Origin of the sequence: Acinetobacter sp. MYb10 (assembly GCF_002980175.2) — a bacterium.
In the GTDB taxonomy this organism is placed as follows: domain Bacteria; phylum Pseudomonadota; class Gammaproteobacteria; order Pseudomonadales; family Moraxellaceae; genus Acinetobacter; species Acinetobacter guillouiae.
Map to the genome: position 1 here is coordinate 154153 of NZ_CP058272.1, position 16626 is coordinate 170778.

The 16626-nt window shown below is 36.8% G+C and carries 20 protein-coding genes; 14 read left to right on the forward strand and 6 right to left on the reverse strand.

All coding sequences use genetic code 11. The features are described 5' to 3' along the window. Positions 1-42: 42 nt before the first annotated feature. Positions 43-1152: a tRNA epoxyqueuosine(34) reductase QueG gene (gene queG, locus CQZ96_RS00685; RefSeq protein ID WP_105713714.1), complete on the reverse strand. Its 1110-nt coding sequence runs from the start codon at positions 1150-1152 to the stop codon at positions 43-45. A gap of 46 nt (positions 1153-1198) precedes the next feature. Here queG and CQZ96_RS00690 point away from each other — a divergent pair, with 46 nt between their 5' ends. From CQZ96_RS00690 to CQZ96_RS00705, 4 genes are read left to right on the forward strand one after another with little or no spacing between them, the layout of a single operon-like run. Next, positions 1199-2686 (forward strand): NAD(P)H-hydrate dehydratase, encoded by a 1488-nt coding sequence (locus CQZ96_RS00690; protein WP_105713713.1) that lies wholly within the window; start codon positions 1199-1201, stop codon positions 2684-2686. Beyond that, complete coding sequence (locus tag CQZ96_RS00695) at positions 2686-2958, forward strand: acylphosphatase (protein ID WP_004719454.1); 273 nt, start codon at positions 2686-2688, stop codon at positions 2956-2958. Before CQZ96_RS00690 ends, CQZ96_RS00695 begins: the two co-directional genes overlap by 1 nt. A 50-nt stretch (positions 2959-3008) precedes the next feature. Next, positions 3009-3893, forward strand: coding sequence for a hypothetical protein (locus CQZ96_RS00700; protein ID WP_105713712.1), 885 nt, complete (start codon positions 3009-3011; stop codon positions 3891-3893). Next, the gene (locus CQZ96_RS00705) at positions 3886-4227 is read left to right on the forward strand and encodes a hypothetical protein (protein ID WP_004719458.1); all 342 of its coding nucleotides are present in this window, start codon (positions 3886-3888) and stop codon (positions 4225-4227) included. The genes CQZ96_RS00700 and CQZ96_RS00705 overlap by 8 nt, the downstream gene beginning before the upstream one ends. A 130-nt stretch (positions 4228-4357) precedes the next feature. On the opposite strand, the gene ruvC is transcribed toward CQZ96_RS00705, so the two are convergent. After that, the gene (gene ruvC, locus CQZ96_RS00710) at positions 4358-4903 is read right to left on the reverse strand and encodes a crossover junction endodeoxyribonuclease RuvC (RefSeq protein WP_004719459.1); all 546 of its coding nucleotides are present in this window, start codon (positions 4901-4903) and stop codon (positions 4358-4360) included. A gap of 311 nt (positions 4904-5214) precedes the next feature. Here ruvC and CQZ96_RS00715 point away from each other — a divergent pair, with 311 nt between their 5' ends. Both CQZ96_RS00715 and CQZ96_RS00720 read left to right on the forward strand, forming a co-directional pair. After that, positions 5215-5784: an FxsA family protein gene (locus CQZ96_RS00715; RefSeq protein ID WP_105713711.1), complete on the forward strand. Its 570-nt coding sequence runs from the start codon at positions 5215-5217 to the stop codon at positions 5782-5784. 410 nt (positions 5785-6194) lie between these two features. After that, positions 6195-6824, forward strand: a complete 630-nt coding sequence (locus tag CQZ96_RS00720; RefSeq protein ID WP_056512737.1) for a LysE family transporter — start codon at positions 6195-6197, stop codon at positions 6822-6824. Here CQZ96_RS00720 and CQZ96_RS00725 read toward each other — a convergent pair. Further along, the gene (locus CQZ96_RS00725; RefSeq protein ID WP_056512843.1) at positions 6821-7009 is read right to left on the reverse strand and encodes a hypothetical protein; all 189 of its coding nucleotides are present in this window, start codon (positions 7007-7009) and stop codon (positions 6821-6823) included. The two genes, CQZ96_RS00720 and CQZ96_RS00725, sit on opposite strands and share 4 nt — an antisense overlap. Positions 7010-7305: 296 nt before the next feature. Here CQZ96_RS00725 and CQZ96_RS00730 point away from each other — a divergent pair, with 296 nt between their 5' ends. Next, complete coding sequence (locus CQZ96_RS00730) at positions 7306-7557, forward strand: hypothetical protein (RefSeq protein ID WP_004719463.1); 252 nt, start codon at positions 7306-7308, stop codon at positions 7555-7557. A 258-nt stretch (positions 7558-7815) separates the two neighbouring features. On the opposite strand, the gene metK is transcribed toward CQZ96_RS00730, so the two are convergent. Then, the gene (gene metK / locus CQZ96_RS00735; protein ID WP_004719464.1) at positions 7816-8982 is read right to left on the reverse strand and encodes a methionine adenosyltransferase; all 1167 of its coding nucleotides are present in this window, start codon (positions 8980-8982) and stop codon (positions 7816-7818) included. Between the two features lie 568 nt (positions 8983-9550). Between metK and tkt the strand changes: the two genes are divergently transcribed. The 6 genes from tkt to CQZ96_RS00765 all read left to right on the forward strand — a co-directional run bounded on the left by tkt (position 9551) and on the right by CQZ96_RS00765 (position 14277). Continuing rightward, the gene (tkt, locus tag CQZ96_RS00740; protein ID WP_105713710.1) at positions 9551-11539 is read left to right on the forward strand and encodes a transketolase; all 1989 of its coding nucleotides are present in this window, start codon (positions 9551-9553) and stop codon (positions 11537-11539) included. A gap of 509 nt (positions 11540-12048) precedes the next feature. Next, positions 12049-12270, forward strand: coding sequence for a hypothetical protein (locus CQZ96_RS00745; RefSeq protein WP_004822338.1), 222 nt, complete (start codon positions 12049-12051; stop codon positions 12268-12270). A 3-nt stretch (positions 12271-12273) separates the two neighbouring features. Beyond that, complete coding sequence (locus tag CQZ96_RS00750; protein WP_105713709.1) at positions 12274-12732, forward strand: transcriptional regulator; 459 nt, start codon at positions 12274-12276, stop codon at positions 12730-12732. A gap of 427 nt (positions 12733-13159) precedes the next feature. Next, positions 13160-13375 (forward strand): hypothetical protein, encoded by a 216-nt coding sequence (locus CQZ96_RS00755; protein WP_004719469.1) that lies wholly within the window; start codon positions 13160-13162, stop codon positions 13373-13375. A 129-nt stretch (positions 13376-13504) separates the two neighbouring features. Continuing rightward, the gene (locus CQZ96_RS00760) at positions 13505-13948 is read left to right on the forward strand and encodes a hypothetical protein (protein ID WP_105713708.1); all 444 of its coding nucleotides are present in this window, start codon (positions 13505-13507) and stop codon (positions 13946-13948) included. A 14-nt stretch (positions 13949-13962) separates the two neighbouring features. Then, a complete protein-coding gene (locus tag CQZ96_RS00765; protein ID WP_105713707.1) occupies positions 13963-14277 on the forward strand; it encodes a hypothetical protein in 315 nt (104 codons plus the stop codon). A gap of 40 nt (positions 14278-14317) precedes the next feature. On the opposite strand, the gene CQZ96_RS00770 is transcribed toward CQZ96_RS00765, so the two are convergent. Next, positions 14318-14728, reverse strand: coding sequence for an OsmC family protein (locus CQZ96_RS00770; RefSeq protein ID WP_105713706.1), 411 nt, complete (start codon positions 14726-14728; stop codon positions 14318-14320). Positions 14729-15038: 310 nt separating this feature from the next. On the opposite strand from CQZ96_RS00770, the gene CQZ96_RS00775 reads away from it, so the two are divergent. Beyond that, positions 15039-15617 (forward strand): YceI family protein, encoded by a 579-nt coding sequence (locus CQZ96_RS00775; RefSeq protein ID WP_004719471.1) that lies wholly within the window; start codon positions 15039-15041, stop codon positions 15615-15617. A gap of 286 nt (positions 15618-15903) precedes the next feature. On the opposite strand, the gene CQZ96_RS00780 is transcribed toward CQZ96_RS00775, so the two are convergent. Next, entirely contained in the window at positions 15904-16497 is a 594-nt protein-coding gene (locus tag CQZ96_RS00780; RefSeq protein WP_228722759.1) for a DUF1566 domain-containing protein, read from the reverse strand. Between the last annotated feature and the right edge of the window lie 129 nt (positions 16498-16626).

Sequence of the window (16626 nt, forward strand, 5' to 3'; positions counted from 1 at the left end):
TGCAACGATCTGAAAATTATCACTTGGAACAATTTAAGGGCATCAATGGGCTGAAATTTGGTGTTGTTTAGCGTTTTGCTCGGTAATAGCCCAATCAATATGGACTTGCACAACTTCATCATGTAAGGCTCTATTTTGGGTCAATGCTGCAATAATTTGAGCTGAATACGGTGCATTACCTAAGCCAATTGCAATATTGCGCATAAAGCTTTGAAAGCCTGTACGTCGGATGGGGCTACCTTCAGTACAATTGAGGAAGGTTTGTTCATCCCATTGCCATAAATCCAATAAGTTAATATGGTCTAAGCTATGACGTGGGTTAAAGTCTTCAATCGAAGCTTTTTTGGCAAAACTGTTCCAAGGACAAATCAGTTGACAGTCATCACAGCCAAAAACACGGTTACCAATACCACGTCTTAACTCTTCAGGAATGATTCCTTTATATTCGATGGTTAAATAGGCGATACATCTGCGCGCATCCAGCATATACGGCTCAACAATCGCTTGAGTTGGGCAAATATCGATACAGGCTGAGCATGAACCACAATGATGCGTTGCTGGTTCATCAAAGGGCAAATCAAGTGAAGTAAATAATTCACCTAAAACAAAAAAAGAACCCGATTTTTTATGAATCAATAAAGTATGTTTACCGGTCCATCCCATCCCCGCACTTTCTGCCAGTGATTTTTCAAACACCGGCGCTGAGTCGGCAAAGGGGCGGGATTCAAACGGACCAACTTTTTCTTTAATGAGGGTTGCCAAGGTTTTTAGCCGACCACGCATGATTTTATGATAGTCACGTCCACGTGCATAACGGGCAATAATTGCTGCATTGGGCTCATCTGGTACATAACGCGGTTTTGGTGTTTCCACCAAATAATTCATTCGTACACAGATGATACTTTTTGTGCCTGGAACCAGTAGTGTAGGATCCGCTCTTTTTTCTAAATTTTCTTCTAAAAACTTCATATCGCCATGGTATCCGCGTTTTAAATATTCTTTAAATCGTGGTAATTCAGCTTGAGCATCAGGACGAGCAATGACACAATCAGCAAAGCCTAGTTGCAAAGCCTGTTGTTTGATCCAAGATTTTAGTTCTTGAAGATCAAGCTGTTGCAAGGGAATGGATTGCGAAGTTAAAGTTGCCGACATAATGAATCAATGCGCTATAAAATAGTGAGAAGAAAAGGACAGAATGATGCATCAGCAAGTTTATCACAGCCGTGAAATACAAGCATGGGAAGCGCGTTGGTTTGCTCAGCAAAATAGCGTTTTTGGTTTAATGCAACAGGTGGCTTGGTCGATTGCGCAACGCTTAAATATTTTGTTTCAACAAGCTTCTCCCCCAATTACCACTGTTGCGCTGTGGTGCGGTGCCGGAAATAACGCAGGTGATGGCTATTGTGTTGCCCATTATTTGCATCAATACGGTTATCAAGTCGAAATATTTGCAACTGAAGCAGGGCATTCTCAGCAGTTAAAGGCGGCAATTGAGTTAGTACAGAAAGATAAAATTAAAATCCACCCACATTTTAATATCGAAAAGCGCTTTGATTGTCATATTGATGCACTGTTTGGTATTGGTTTAAACCGTGATTTGGACGGTGCATTACAAGCGATTATTCAACACTATAATGCCCAATCAGGTTTAAAAGTAGCCATTGATATTCCAAGTGGTTTAAATGCCAATACAGGACAACCTTTACCTGTAGCAGTAAAAGCAGATCAAACATTGACTGTTTTAGGCCTTAAAGCAGGCTTGTTTACTGGACAGGGTCGTGAATATGCGGGGCAAATTGAGCTCATTTCAATTGTTCCTATAGACCCACAATTAAAAGCGGTCGCACAGTTGTCACCCACCCAGATTCAATTACCACAACGCCAAGCGTTCGGTCATAAAGGCAGTTATGGGCATGTTTTGGTGGTCGGTGGGCATGCAGAGATGGGCGGTGCAGTCATGTTAGCTGCTGAATCTGCATTTAGTGCGGGTGCTGGAAAAGTTACGGTAGTGTGTCATGCCAAACATCACACTGCAATTCTGGCACGCTCTCCTAACATCATGCTGAGAGATATCAACGCTTTAACTGATGTGGATATTCAAAATTTATTAAGCCATGTGGATGCTGTCAGTTTTGGAATGGGTTTAGGGCGTGGTGCTTGGGCGAAACAACAATTTTCAAAATGGTTTTCACCCATTCATTTAACCCCACAGCTGCAAGTGGTTTTAGATGCTGATGCTTTGTGGTTTTTAGCTGAACAAGTTGTTCAACTCAATCAACGAACTTACCTGACGCCTCATCCAGGTGAGGCTGCTAAATTATTAAATTGCTCAGTGGCAGAGATTGAAAATGATCGTATTGCTGCGATTCAAAAACTTCAGCAAAAATATTCAGGACAATGGGTACTTAAAGGTTCTGGAAGTTTGATTTTAGAAAAGCATCTATGGATCTGTACTGCGGGGAATGCAGGCATGGGCACTGGTGGGATGGGAGATGTTCTTGCAGGAATGATTGCCAGTTTAAAAGCACAATTTGATGAAAATATTCACTTACATGAAATTGTCACCTTACATGCTTTGGCAGGTGATAGGCTCGCAAAAAACGGTATGCGTGGTTTACAGGCCCAGCAAATGCGTGATGCTGTGTATTATGTGGTCAATCATTCATTGTCAGGAGTGAGTATGTGATGAAAGCGGTAAAATTGTTAATTCGTGGTAAAGTTCAAGCTGTAGGCTATCGTCGTTGGTTTGAAAAAGAAGCCTTACAATTGAATTTAAAAGGCTATGTGAAAAATCTAACTACAGGCGAGGTTGAAGCTGTTGTGGTCGGAGATGAACAAGCGATTTTAAGTTTGATTCGTCATTGCTATGTTGGGCCTTTACGTGCTGATGTTACTAGTATTGAACAACAAAACCTGAATCATGATTTAGACTATACTGATTTTAAGATGATCCGTTAAAGAGATCATTTAGAATAGCAACCACATACTGATATAAATCAATATTACCCATGATGATCAACAAAATTTTATTAAGCTGTATTTTGATGTGCGGTATTCATACTGAGCTTGTCGCACAACCAGTAGACGCTGTGACGAATAAGAATAAGATTGTTTTAAAAGATTTGGACTTTAAAACTGTGATGAAATCTTTTTATCAAAAACAGATCCAATATGTCAAAATCCCTCAATTAGATCAGAGCAATATACAGTATGTCGGGATTAAAAATGCCGAATATACCCATGTCTTTGATCGTGATGATGCTGTGATTGTATTTAGTCCTGCGAGTGCTTATCAAAATGCTCAAAATGAGTTGCGCTATCTTATAAGTACAACAGAAGTTTCGATAGATAAAAATAATGAATTACTAAACTTTTGTGGTGTATGCGCAACATTTACTAAAATCTACCTATTTAAGAAAAATGCTTTAGGTCAATTTGAGTTAGTGAGCCAGAGTCAGGATGAAAATAGTTGGATGAATGCAGATTTTAATTATTTGCCTTATCCGACTGAAAATATAGTTAAAAATATTCGAAAAATTGGTCCGCGAATAAAAGGCTATGTCGAAGAACAAGCGTATAGTCGACAAGGCTATTCAACTAGCACGCTTTATATCGTCCCATTTGATGAAAACCCTGTAATGGTCAAATTGGAAGTTGCAGAAATTGGGAATGACAATGAAGTGACAGGAAGTGATAAAATCTACAATACACAAGCTGATTATCGTTTTTTAAGCACTGAGCATGATGGTTTGTATGATATTGAAATTCACTATTCTGGTACGCAACAAATTTATGTTGGTGATATTGCTAAAATTGTGCCTATAAATGAAACCCATGTTTATCAGTATAATGAAAAACAGCAGAAGTATATTCGAGTGAAATTACATGATTGATAAATATTTAGTTGTTGGAATTGTATTTGCTGCGTGTTTGGTATTGATTATTTATACCCAACTCGATAGTGGGAAAAAAGAAGATAAGTCTTTGTCATTCAAAGCAAAGTTACAAAAGGAATTTCCAAACTATACCATTCTTGAACGGAATCAAAATTTCATAATTTGTCGAGAAGGGAGTAATCCACGTATCCCTGAAGAGTTGGTGTTGATTCGTGTTGATTCAGAACAGAAGAAAAATCTAAGAACTTCTGGGAAAATGTTAATTGCAACCTATACAAAGCAGCCCAGTATTCGTGAGATTCGAAAAGATACTTTGCCTTATTTAACTTGAGATGGGCTCTACCATCTCAATAAATAAAAAACCTTTCAGATCACCTTGGTAATTGCGATAGCTTTTTTATGATTGCAATAGCTTGGACTTTGACATGGGTAGAGCGAGGCGTTTTGGTGGTGTATATAAATTAACGTCGACGACTACTATTGCGACTCCGCCCACGAGCCATACCGCCTAAAGCATTCAGTACAGCTAATTTGCTCATACTGCCAGAAGCATGGGCATGGCAAATTGCTGCAGCGAGTGCATCGGCAGCATCTTGTTGGGGTTGGATTGATAAGTTAAGTAACTTCATCACCATCATCTGAACTTGTTCTTTGTCTGCAGCACCATAGCCCACAACAGATTGTTTAATTTGACGAGCCGTATATTCTGCAACTTGTAAGTCTAAATTGACCAACGCTGCAATTGCCGCGCCACGCGCTTGTCCAAGTTTTAAAGCAGAATCAGGGTTTTGTGCCATAAATACTTGCTCTACAGCAGCTTCTGTAGGGCCATGAAACTGAACAATACGTTCAACTCCAGCAAAAATTCGTTTGAGTCGCTCAGGCATTTCTGTTGTTTCAGTGCGAATTGTACCAGCATCAACAAAAGTAAGTTTTTGACCATCTTTTTCAATGATGCCATAACCTGTTAAGCGTGAACCGGGGTCAATTCCAATAATTAAAGGCATAATACTGCTTATCGTAAGTCTTGCTTCAATTATATGATTCTAAAAATGAATTGTAAGTAAAATTTTAACTTAGTTGTATAATCAAAGTACACAACAGTATTATTTCCCTTAAGCACAGCGCTAAGGTGCTCATTATTTATAAAACCTCAGTCAATAAATCGCACAAATAAATAAAATCGCTGTCAGAACACAAAATTACCCTTTAAAAATTTTTAACTGCCCATATAAATGATAGAAGCAACGAAATTCATTGTTTTTATATGTGAATTTTCAAGCTCACTTTTAATTTATCTTTGAGATGCCTTGTTTCGATGAAACTTTTTCCTATTATTTTAATTGGTACGATTGTTGAAATTGCTGTTTGGATTGGTGTAGCCCAGTTCATTAGCGGTTGGTACGTATTTTTCTGGTTTATCATTGCTTTTATAATTGGTTTAAACTTGTTGCGTTCAAGTACCGCAACAATTATGCCGCAATTACAACAAATGCAAATGACAGGAATGATGGGGAATGATCCTGCAATTGCCAAAAAAATGGCGACAGCATTTGCGGGTATTTTGTTGATGATTCCAGGTTTAATCACCGATGTCTTGGCGCTACTGGTTATTCTTCCACCTGTACAGAATGCAATTAAAAATGCAGGTATGAAATATATGGCGAAAAAGCAACAAGCCATGATGAACAATATGATGGGTGGAATGGGGGACATGGGTGGTGCTCAAGGTCAAAACCCATTTGCAGATTTGATGCGTCAAATGCAGGATATGCAAAACCAGCAATCTGGTGGGCAACATCGTGATTCAACCATTATTGATGGTGAAGCGCATGAAGTTGAACCGCAGCATAAACAAATTGAATTGAAAGATGTAAATAAAAAGTAAAATACATTCTACGATGTTGAATAGAACGCCGAATCAATGATTCGGCTTTTTTATACCTGAAATCATAGGGTCTGTTGACAATTCGTCTACGTTTGCGACTACGTGTGTTTTTTAGGCGATACTAGGCACGAAATACGAAATTTAGTCATTCTAAATAAGTAGTTCGTAACAAAGTAGCGGCAAAAAACACGCTAGTCCCGAAGGGTTGTGGCTAAAATTATCTCAGCCTTCGTTATGAAACTCGAAAATAGTCTCACTATTCTCTTCGTTTCCTGCCTTGCCTGCTCAATTTTAACCTACAACGCAAGCCATTTATGAAATGTCAACAAACCCTAAAGCAAGCATAATTTCTTAAACATATTTTTGATCAAACGATATAATCACTGAGTCACAATTTCTAAGATTTTATTATGTCGATGTTATTGACCATTTGTGCACTACACTTTGTTGCACAGTTGAGTCCTGGTCCAGATGTATTACTTGTCGCTAAAAGCTCAGCATCGACAACACGTGCCAATACTTTAAAAATTATTCTAGGCATCTCTGCTGGTGTGGTGGTATGGGTTGCTTTAACTTTGCTTGGTTTTACGGTTTTATTGGAACAATGGCCGTGGATTCAACAAGTCTTGATGCTGATCGGAGGCCTGTTCCTTGCCAAAATGGGCTATGCAATGTTGAGAGGCGGCATTGCAACACTTAAACAAAATACCAATTTAGATGGCGTGATCGAGCAGCCCCCTAAAAACTATTTTCTATTGGGGCTTTATACCAATTTAGCTAATCCTAAGATTGTGATTTATTTCAGTAGTGTTTTTTCATTGGCATTGAGTTCAACAGCAGGTGCAAATTTAAAGCCGCAATTGGCAGTGATTATTCCCATTCAAACATTTTTAGTTTTCAGCCTGTTGATGATGATCATGTCAATTCCTAAAATTAAGCGCATTTATCAAAAATCAGGAAGTTATATCGATATTGTTTCAGGAAGCTTTTTCTTATTATTTGCCATTTTCCTTTGGGTCGATGTCTTGAAGATGTTTTAGTGGTCAGGATGTTGTTGAGGAATTAAAGGCTGTTCTTGTGACTGTTGATCATTGCGACTGTGGTTTTGATCTTGGGTGGTATAGCGATGTGGATCTAAGGTTTTAATATTATTTTCAGATTGCGTGTATTTACGACTGCGATTTGCACGTTCTCTTAAACCGCCTTTTTTAATCAGCTGTACCAAAATAATCTCCAAAACAATATCTTTCACTTTACAGATTATAGCTTGAATCAATGTAATACAGAATATTGAATGAATGATCCACAATTTGATAGGTGTTGATTTATAATCAATTATTTTTAGTATATGGAGTTAAGTTATTGAATTTATATGAGAATATATTGAAACAAATTTGTCTTGTCAAAAGATACGAATCATGTACACTAAAAAAAGAAACAGATTTTTTGCATTACATATATGGATATAATTGTAGTGTAATAATTAAAAACAATAATAGCGCCATAAAAGGAGATCTGAATATGATTCTACAATATCATTGTGCTTGTTGTGATGAAGCGGTCAGTTCAACACAAAAAGTTTGTCCAAAATGTGGCTCTCAACATATTAAAAGCCCATATGGATTATGGACGTTTTGTCTGGCTGCTTGTTTGATTGCAGCAGTAACGTTTAAAGTGGGACATATTTATTTGCAAAATCACAATACAGAAACGCCAGCGCAAGTTTCTTTATTGAGTGTGTTACAGCCAGATGCTAAATCAGGTGGTCAATAAGTGCTGTAAATGATTGGTTGAATTGTGTAAAGGTTTGATTGGGCTTTGAAGAACAATAAAATTAGATCATGCTAATGATTAAAATAAACAAACCATTAGATGTGTTTTAAAGCTATAAATATCGATAAGATGTTTAAGATATAGATATTCAGTGGAGTAGAGGAGGAAAAATTTTGAGGTATTCATCCCGATAACATTAATTCAATAAAAAAGCTCGCATATGCGAGCTTTTTTTCAAATTTAGATCTTAGGCTAGAATTACAAATTTGCAGAAGCTTTAAGCGCTTCAACTTTATCTGTTTTTTCCCAAGTAAATGCAGTATCTGAACCTTCACGACCAAAATGACCATAAGCAGCAGTTTGCTTATACATTGGTTGAATTAGGTCAAGCATACGAGTGATACCGTATGGACGTAAGTCAAAATGCTCACGAACCAATTGGATAATCAATTCATCAGATACTTTGCCTGTATTAAATGTGTTGATCGAAATCGAAGTCGGCTCAGCAACACCAATTGCATAAGACACTTGAATTTCACATTTATCCGCCAAACCTGCTGCAACAATATTTTTTGCAACATAACGGCCAGCATAAGCAGCAGAACGGTCAACTTTTGATGGGTCTTTACCCGAGAAAGCACCGCCACCATGACGCGCCATACCACCGTAAGTATCTACAATGATTTTACGACCGGTTAAACCACAGTCACCCACTGGACCACCAATCACAAATAACCCAGTTGGGTTGATGTGAAATTTAGTACCCGCATGGAACATTTCAGCAGGGATGATTTTTTTCACGATTTCTTCAATCACAGCTTCTTTCAGATTGGCTTGTGAAATTTCAGGATCGTGCTGAGTTGAAAGAACAACTGCATCTAGGCGAACAGGTTTACCATTTTCATAGGCAAATGTTACTTGGCTTTTTGCATCTGGGCGTAACCACGGTAGTGCGCCGTTACGACGTAATTCAGCTTGTTTTTCCATTAAGCGATGCGCATATGAAATCGGTGCTGGCATCAACACATCAGTTTCGCGGCTTGCATAACCAAACATTAAACCTTGGTCACCTGCACCTTGGTCTTCTGGTTTTTGACGGTCTACACCTTGTGCAATTTCAGGTGATTGTTTACCCACCATGTTAATCACAGCACAAGTTGAACCATCAAAACCTAAATCGGTATGGTGATAGCCAATTCCATTTACGGTATTGCGGACAATAGTTTCAAAATCGACATTTGCAGTCGTTGTAATTTCACCTGCAAGAACGACTGCACCAGTTTTTACTAATGTTTCGCATGCAACCCTAGCGTATGGGTCTTCTTTTAAGATTGCATCCAAGATAGCGTCACTGATTTGGTCAGCCATTTTATCTGGATGGCCTTCGCTCACAGATTCCGAAGTAAAAACAGCATACTCGCGCATGAAAGTCCTATCACAGTAATTTATAAAGACGCAATATGTTACATCGACTTCAGCCTGAGGACTAGCATTACCTGACTAAAATGCATGAATTAAATTCATTTTCATGTGTTTTTAATTGATATGCTCATTAGAAAAATTGATAAAAGATTACGATTGAGTCCTGTTTCTTGGAAAATTTGCAAAAGCAGGGCGATTTGCATTCAAGTTATCATGACTTTTTATCGCGTGAAACGCTTTAGCAAGATCTTGTTCTATTGAATATTGATCAGCATGAAATTTTCAATATTTAGACTGAATAGGGTGGTGAAAGAATATCCGAATGTAAATGCATCGCTTAAACATAATCAAATTTGTTTTGCTGATGTTGAGATGTTCGATGTGAATAAGAAAAAAGACCGTTTTTAACGTTGATTTAAGACTATTCGGTATATTTTTTAATTAATTTGCAACCTAAGCGGATAAATATAGACTTAAGTCTTTACCCTGATCGCTTTTTTTAAGACAATACATCCCAGTTTTTGAATTTTCTATTCATCTTCCTATATTTTAATTTATTGGACTCTGATTTATGACAACCCCGCTGAATGAACGTCGTATAGCTAACGCAATTCGTGTATTGGCTATGGATGCTGTGCAAAAAGCTAATTCTGGACATCCAGGTGCTCCAATGGGGATGGCAGATATCGCTGATGTCGTATGGCGTGAATTTTTAAACCATAATCCAAGCAATCCACAATGGGCAAACCGTGACCGTTTTGTATTGTCAAATGGCCATGGTTCAATGTTGCAATATGCTTTGCTTCATTTAACTGGTTATGATCTTTCTATTGAAGATATTAAACAATTCCGCCAATTACATTCTAAAACTCCTGGTCACCCAGAATTAGGTTATGCACCAGGGATTGAAACGACAACAGGTCCACTTGGTCAAGGTGTTGCCAATGCTGTAGGTTTTGCACTTGCTGAGAAAACTTTAGCGGCACAATTCAATAAAGAAGATATTCAAGTTGTAGATCATTTCACTTACTGTTTCTTGGGTGATGGTTGCTTAATGGAAGGTATTTCCCATGAAGCATGTTCACTTGCTGGAACATTAGGTCTTGGAAAACTCGTTGTTTATTATGATGACAACGGTATTTCTATTGATGGTGAAGTAGAAGGCTGGTTCTCTGACGATACAGAAGAACGCTTTAAAGCTTATGGTTGGCAAGTACTTCGTGCAGACGGTCATGATGCAGATGCAATTCGTGCTGCAACAGTTGCTGCGCGTGCAGAAAGCTCGAAACCTACTTTGATTATCTGTAAAACGATTATTGGTTTAGGTTCGCCAAACAAACAAGGTAAAGAAGATTGCCACGGTGCGCCACTAGGTAATGATGAAATTACATTAACTCGTGAAGCATTGGGTTGGAAAGAAGAGCCGTTTGTTATTCCTGCTGATGTTTATACAGCTTGGGATGCAAAAGCAAAAGGTTCAGCTTCTGAAGCTGCTTGGAATGACATTTTTGCAACCTATGCTGCAAAATACCCAACAGAAGCGGCTGAGTTAAAACGCCGTGTGAATGGTGACTTGCCTGCAGAATTTTTGGCACAAGCAGATGCTTATATTGCTGAAGTGAATGCTAAAGGTGAAACCATTGCAACACGTAAAGCAAGCCAAAATGCGATTCAAGCATTTGCACCTTTACTACCTGAAATTTTAGGTGGTTCTGCTGACTTGGCGGGTTCAAACCTTACACTTTGGAAAGGTGCGAAAGGGGTTGAGTCTGATCCTGCGGGTAACTACGTACATTATGGTGTGCGTGAGTTTGGTATGACTGCAATTGCCAATGGTGTAGCATTGCATGGTGGTTTCATTCCTTATGTAGCAACCTTCCTTATGTTTATGGAATATGCTCGTAATGCAGTTCGTATGTCTGCATTGATGAAACAACGTGTGATCCATGTTTATACTCATGACTCAATTGGTCTAGGTGAAGATGGTCCAACGCATCAACCTGTTGAGCAAATTGCTTCTTTACGCGGTACACCAAATTTAAATACATGGCGTCCATGTGACACAGTTGAAGCGTCTATTTCTTGGAAATCTGCTTTAACACGTAACGAAGGTCCTACAGCGTTAATTTTCTCTCGTCAAAACTTACCATTCCAAATACGTACTCAAGCTCAGATTGAGAATGTCGTGAAAGGTGGTTATGTATTGGCTGAAGAAAAAGGCGAATTAAAAGCGATCATCATCGCGACTGGTTCAGAAGTTTCATTGGCGATGGAAGCATATGCACAACTTGATGGTGTACGTGTAGTGTCTATGCCATGTGCGGAAGAATTTGTGAAGCAAGATGCTGCATATCGTGAAGCGGTATTACCATCAAATATCCGTGCACGTGTTGCAGTTGAAGCTGGACATGTAGATTACTGGTGGAAATTTGTAGGTTTAGACGGCAAAGTTATTGGTATGTCGACTTATGGTGAGTCTGCACCAGCCAAAGATTTATTCCAATTCTTTGGTATTACTACTGAAGCTGTTGTTGGCGCTGTAAAAGAATTAACTGCTTAATTCTTGCATCGTTTTAAATATGGAAACGCTCCGCTAGGGGCGTTTTTTATTGCTCTGCATTCACTTTTTAAAAATAAAAAATAGAAACCATGTGTTTAAAGTTATTTTTCTTCTAAGAAATATGAAGGTTTACCTTAAGCCATCTAAAATAGATCAGCATTTTTTAGATGAATGGAAAGAGCATTGATTAAAAACACCATCATCGATAACTGTTAGGCGGTGTTTATTTTGCTTACTGGTTTTTTTACGTGGTGTGCTGAAACTAAATTATGATGATCATCACGAATAGTAAAAGATATATAGCTCCTTAGTGAAAGTGATCTTAGGGAAAGCGTGATAAGTCAGTTTGAGCTTGATAAACTAACTCTTCAATTGAGTGATGAATTAAAAAAAAGGAATGTTTTTATAAATGATATTAATCAAAAATTAGAAACAGTGTGTCATTCATTTTAGCCTTGTTGACATGTGTCAACATGTGGTCGTATAATTTATTTAGAATAGGTGTAACCATGGATAAGCATCCTAATAAGCATATTCGTGAAGCAATCGAATATGCAATTGAAAATGGGTGGGATGTTGTGGAATCAGGTAAATCATCACATGCATTTTGTAGACTGCGTTGTATAGCAGGGCATACGGAGCATCAAATGAGTGTATGGAGTACGCCTAGAAATCCAGAGAATCATGCAAAGCAAATTATTCGTAATGTTAATCAATGCAATGGAGAGTGAACAATGAATACTTATCACTTTACAATTGTGATTCGTGATGCACGTCCAAATATAGAGAATTTAGAAGATAAATTATTTGAAGCTGGTTGTGATGATGCTTTGATCTGTAGTTCAAATAGTACTGTTTATTTGGAATTTGATCGCGAAGCGAGCAGTGCTGCTGAGGCGATTAATTCTGCATTTGAAAACATTCAATCGGCAGGGTTTAACCAATTAGTTTTGGAAGAGAATGGGGTTGCCTCATTATCTGAAATGGCTGAGCGTGCAGGATTAAGTCGCCAAGCTCTATCACTATATGCATTAAATAAACGAGGTGATGGTTTGTTTCCTACACCAATATATGGCGTATCTACTAAATCTCCTTTGTGGTCATGGCCAGAAGTAGCAACTTGGCTTTTTAAACAAGGCAAGCTTGCTAAAGATCAATATGATGTTGCCCAAGTAAAAGCTTTTTCATCTTGATCAAGGCATAGGCATATTCTTTTAGAGTGGACAACGTTATGGTAATCCACTAGATATTAAGTTCACTTTTTAGTGGGTTTTTTGCTTTTTTATCGTATAAAAATATCTCCAATAATAAGGAGCTAAAGTGTTTATAGATTTAAAAATAGTGTAAGTCTTGGCAATCAGTTTTATTTTAGCAGAATATATTAGGGTACAAAACTTCGCTCAACTCTAGAAGCAGGTAGGGATATTAAGTGCTACATTTAAATATAAGTTTCTGAATTATAAAGTATAAAAACTCCCTATTTAGCACATTTTTATTTTATGAAATTTGTTTGTAAATTAAGTAAATTTTAGTGGCAGTTTTTTGCAATAGGTATATAGTTGTGCCATTCATTGGGTATTCATGAAACATAGTGATACATATCCTAGAAGTGAGGAAAATATGAGCCTTTATGAACAAATTAGTGATGAAATTACCTTGATGGACGCAGGTGAGCAAAAGTGGATTGGGCAAGATTTGCCGCTTGAATCTATGGTTGCCGTTGAGTTGCTGTTACAAGATTTTCAAGAAGACAAGTTGATTAAGATCCGCCGTAAAAACCATGAAAAACAATCTGGTTTAAAGCAAGTCGATCGTGTCTTGGTTGAGAAGTTATAAGTTTAAAAGCCCCGAAAGGGGCTTTGATTTTTATCGTTTGTAATTTTAAGAATTAATCTTCATTTAAATTAACAGCTGAAAAAAATTATAATTATAGAATCTATTCTTGAAAATATAAAAGATCAGCAAATGAATACTGAACAAGAACAATATTCCATAAAACTAAAAGAATTGATTGCACAAGGTTATAAAATTTTTTCTGTATATAGTCTTGATAAAACGGAAGCTTTAGATGCCTGTATGTGTGGTGGTTGTTCTTTTGAGGAAGATCATATTTATTTGAAAAATACACCATTGCAACGAATTGAGATTGGTATTTTCAACAATTATGTAAATGCAGGATATTCAAATCAAACACCGCTATGCGAGTTCAAATATTTTTTACCATTGTTTTTAGATTTTTTAGTGCAAGGAACCAATAATTTTTTATCAGAAAATTATTTCTTTCAGCGCATAAGTGCTTATAGCTTAAGGGACTGGACTATTGGGGAATTAATCTTTTACAGCAATTTGCAGAAACTTATATTCATTATCATTTATATCAAGAAGAGAATGCTGAATTTAAATATATAGAAAATTTTTTGGATATGTTTCAGTCTTATTTGTTTGATACAGAAAAATTGTCAAATCTCTGTTTAAATCATCCCTCAGCATATAGCCTAATTGACTATGCAACGCAAAAAGTGAATAGCGGTTATGATGAATATGAACAAGCAGATGAATTAAGTCTTACTTCTGAACGTGTTAGAAAAATCTTATTGCACTGGAACAATGACCAGACTATTCGTCAGCATTTCATAGATTGTTATAATGCTTTTAAACATCAAGGTTATACTTTTGATCAAGGAAATGCTAACTGGGTCAGAATATGGATAGAGGGCATTGAGCAGGGTATTTATTAAGAAGCATACCTGATCCTCTTGTTATAAAACGGGGGAATTCTTATTCAATACCCAACTCTGTCTGAATTTGAATATTTGAAGTCAATAATTTATGAACAGGGCAGCTTTCTGCAACTTTTAGCAGTCGCTTATGTTGCTCCTCGCTGAAATCACCTTTAAGAATAATTTTCCTTGAAATATTATTTTGACCTGCTTCAGGATCACCCTCAGGATTTAAAGCTAAATCTAATTGTACATGTTCAATTTTAAGCCCTTTATGATTTGCATACATTTCTAAGGTGACCACAGTACAAGCACCTAGTGCTGATAATAAAATTTGAATTGGATTCGGTGCAGTATCTTGACCACCTTTATCGCTAGGTTCATCGGCATACCATGTATGTCCTTGGGGATTGGTGAGTGTCACACGATAAGCTGTTTGTGTACTTTGTGCTTGAGCAATATTTGCCATAAAACATTCATCAGATAAAAAAGACCAGTACCATAAATATAAAATTTCCCTAAAATGGTCTAGTGTAATTTATTGCTTTATAAATTTTAGCTTTGAATTTAACCTATGGTCTATGCTTTGCTTAATTAGATTCTAAAAAATTAAATAATTATAAAACAATGTTTTGTATTAATTTTTAAGGTTTTGATCAAGTTTTAAAAATGGTCATTATAGAATCGTTGCATATATGCAACATATCGTATTATCAATAACAATGAATTTATACGGGAAGTGTATAAACTAATATCCATTCGATAGCGAGAATATAAAGATGAACTTTAAAGCATTAACATTGGGTTTAGCCGTAGCATCAGTTGCAACTTTCAGCATGGCAAAGCCTGTAGATTACAAAATTGATCCAACACATACCGCAACAGTATTTACTTGGAATCATTTCGGTTTTTCAACACCTTCAGCAAACTTCAGTGACATCCAAGGTACGATTTCTGTTGATAATGCAAAACCAGCAGACTCATCTGTCAATGTAACTATTCCATTGTCTAGTTTAAATACCAATGTTGCAGCATTAGATGAACATTTAAAAAATGCAGATTTCTTTGATGCTGCAAAGTATCCAAACATCACTTTTAAAAGTACGAAAGTTCAAGCTTTAGGTAAAAACAAATACAAAATCACAGGTAACTTAACTGTGAAAGATGTGACTAAACCTGTTGTTTTAGATGCTGTTTTAAACAAACAAGGTGAGCATCCAATGACTAAAGCACAGTCAATTGGTTTCAATGCAACGACATCATTTAATCGTTCAGCATTTGGTGTTGGAGCATATGTGCCAAATGTAGGTGATAAAATCACTGTAAATATTACAACAGAAGCTTCTGTAGCGAAGTAATATTTAAATAGATTAAAGGCCTATAAAGTTAGTTTAACTTGCTTTATAGGCCTTTTTTATCGTCTATTCCTTATCCAATTTAAGATATTTAAATAATCATTACTCACTATGATTTGCTCTATAGGCAAAATCAGCTATTTTTCAGTCGTTGCAATTCTTTTATATTTTTAAATTTTTTCTAACATTATCATGATACTGCTTATATAAAATACTAGACAATTTCTTGCTATCGATATCTCGAGCATACAATATTAGTCATTAATAGCGAATATTTCCTGCTGGGAGACTAGCGACTATTTCGAACTGCTCTAGAAAAACTACCGTCGTCTGTGTAGTTAATGGTCGGTGCAAAAAAACCAGTCTTAAAGTTGACTTTCCATGCCTTATATTTGTAGCCTATAGGTTTCCATGGGGATAATGAACTTGACCAATATTTACCATTAGATGGGGTATTAGGAAAAATATGAGTATCTAATGTAGGGCTAGTTGAATCATCAGCACAGTTAGTCGGAGCATTTTGCCCATAAGGTAATTTTTTCATTTCAAGTTCATGATCTTGTCCATATTGTCTCCGCTCTTGTTCTGATAATTGTATTTGTCCTATTTTTCTCCAGCCAGTACTACATTTACGAATTGTTATTAATTCTTTTATTTTGGGAACACGCCAGTTATTTTTACCTTCAAATCCACCATTTTTATTCATTTTATTAAGATAATCTTGTGCATCTTCCCAGTTTTTAAATTCCAAAGGATCACCCTTACAAGTTGAGCCTGTCCATGATTGCCCAATTGAACAACGCATCCAGATTAGACCTGTTGCAGGGTCATGCCATTGCCCAGATTTGCTTAATTGCTCATCCGTTTCTGCGTAAACACTCATAGCGCTTGTTGAAAATATTAGTAGCAAGGATGCTGGAATTAAGCTTTTACGCTGCTCAATACAAAGTTTAAATTGGTTAAAGATATTCATTTTGTCTTAGTAATTAAGGAATAGTTCTTTTTAATTTAC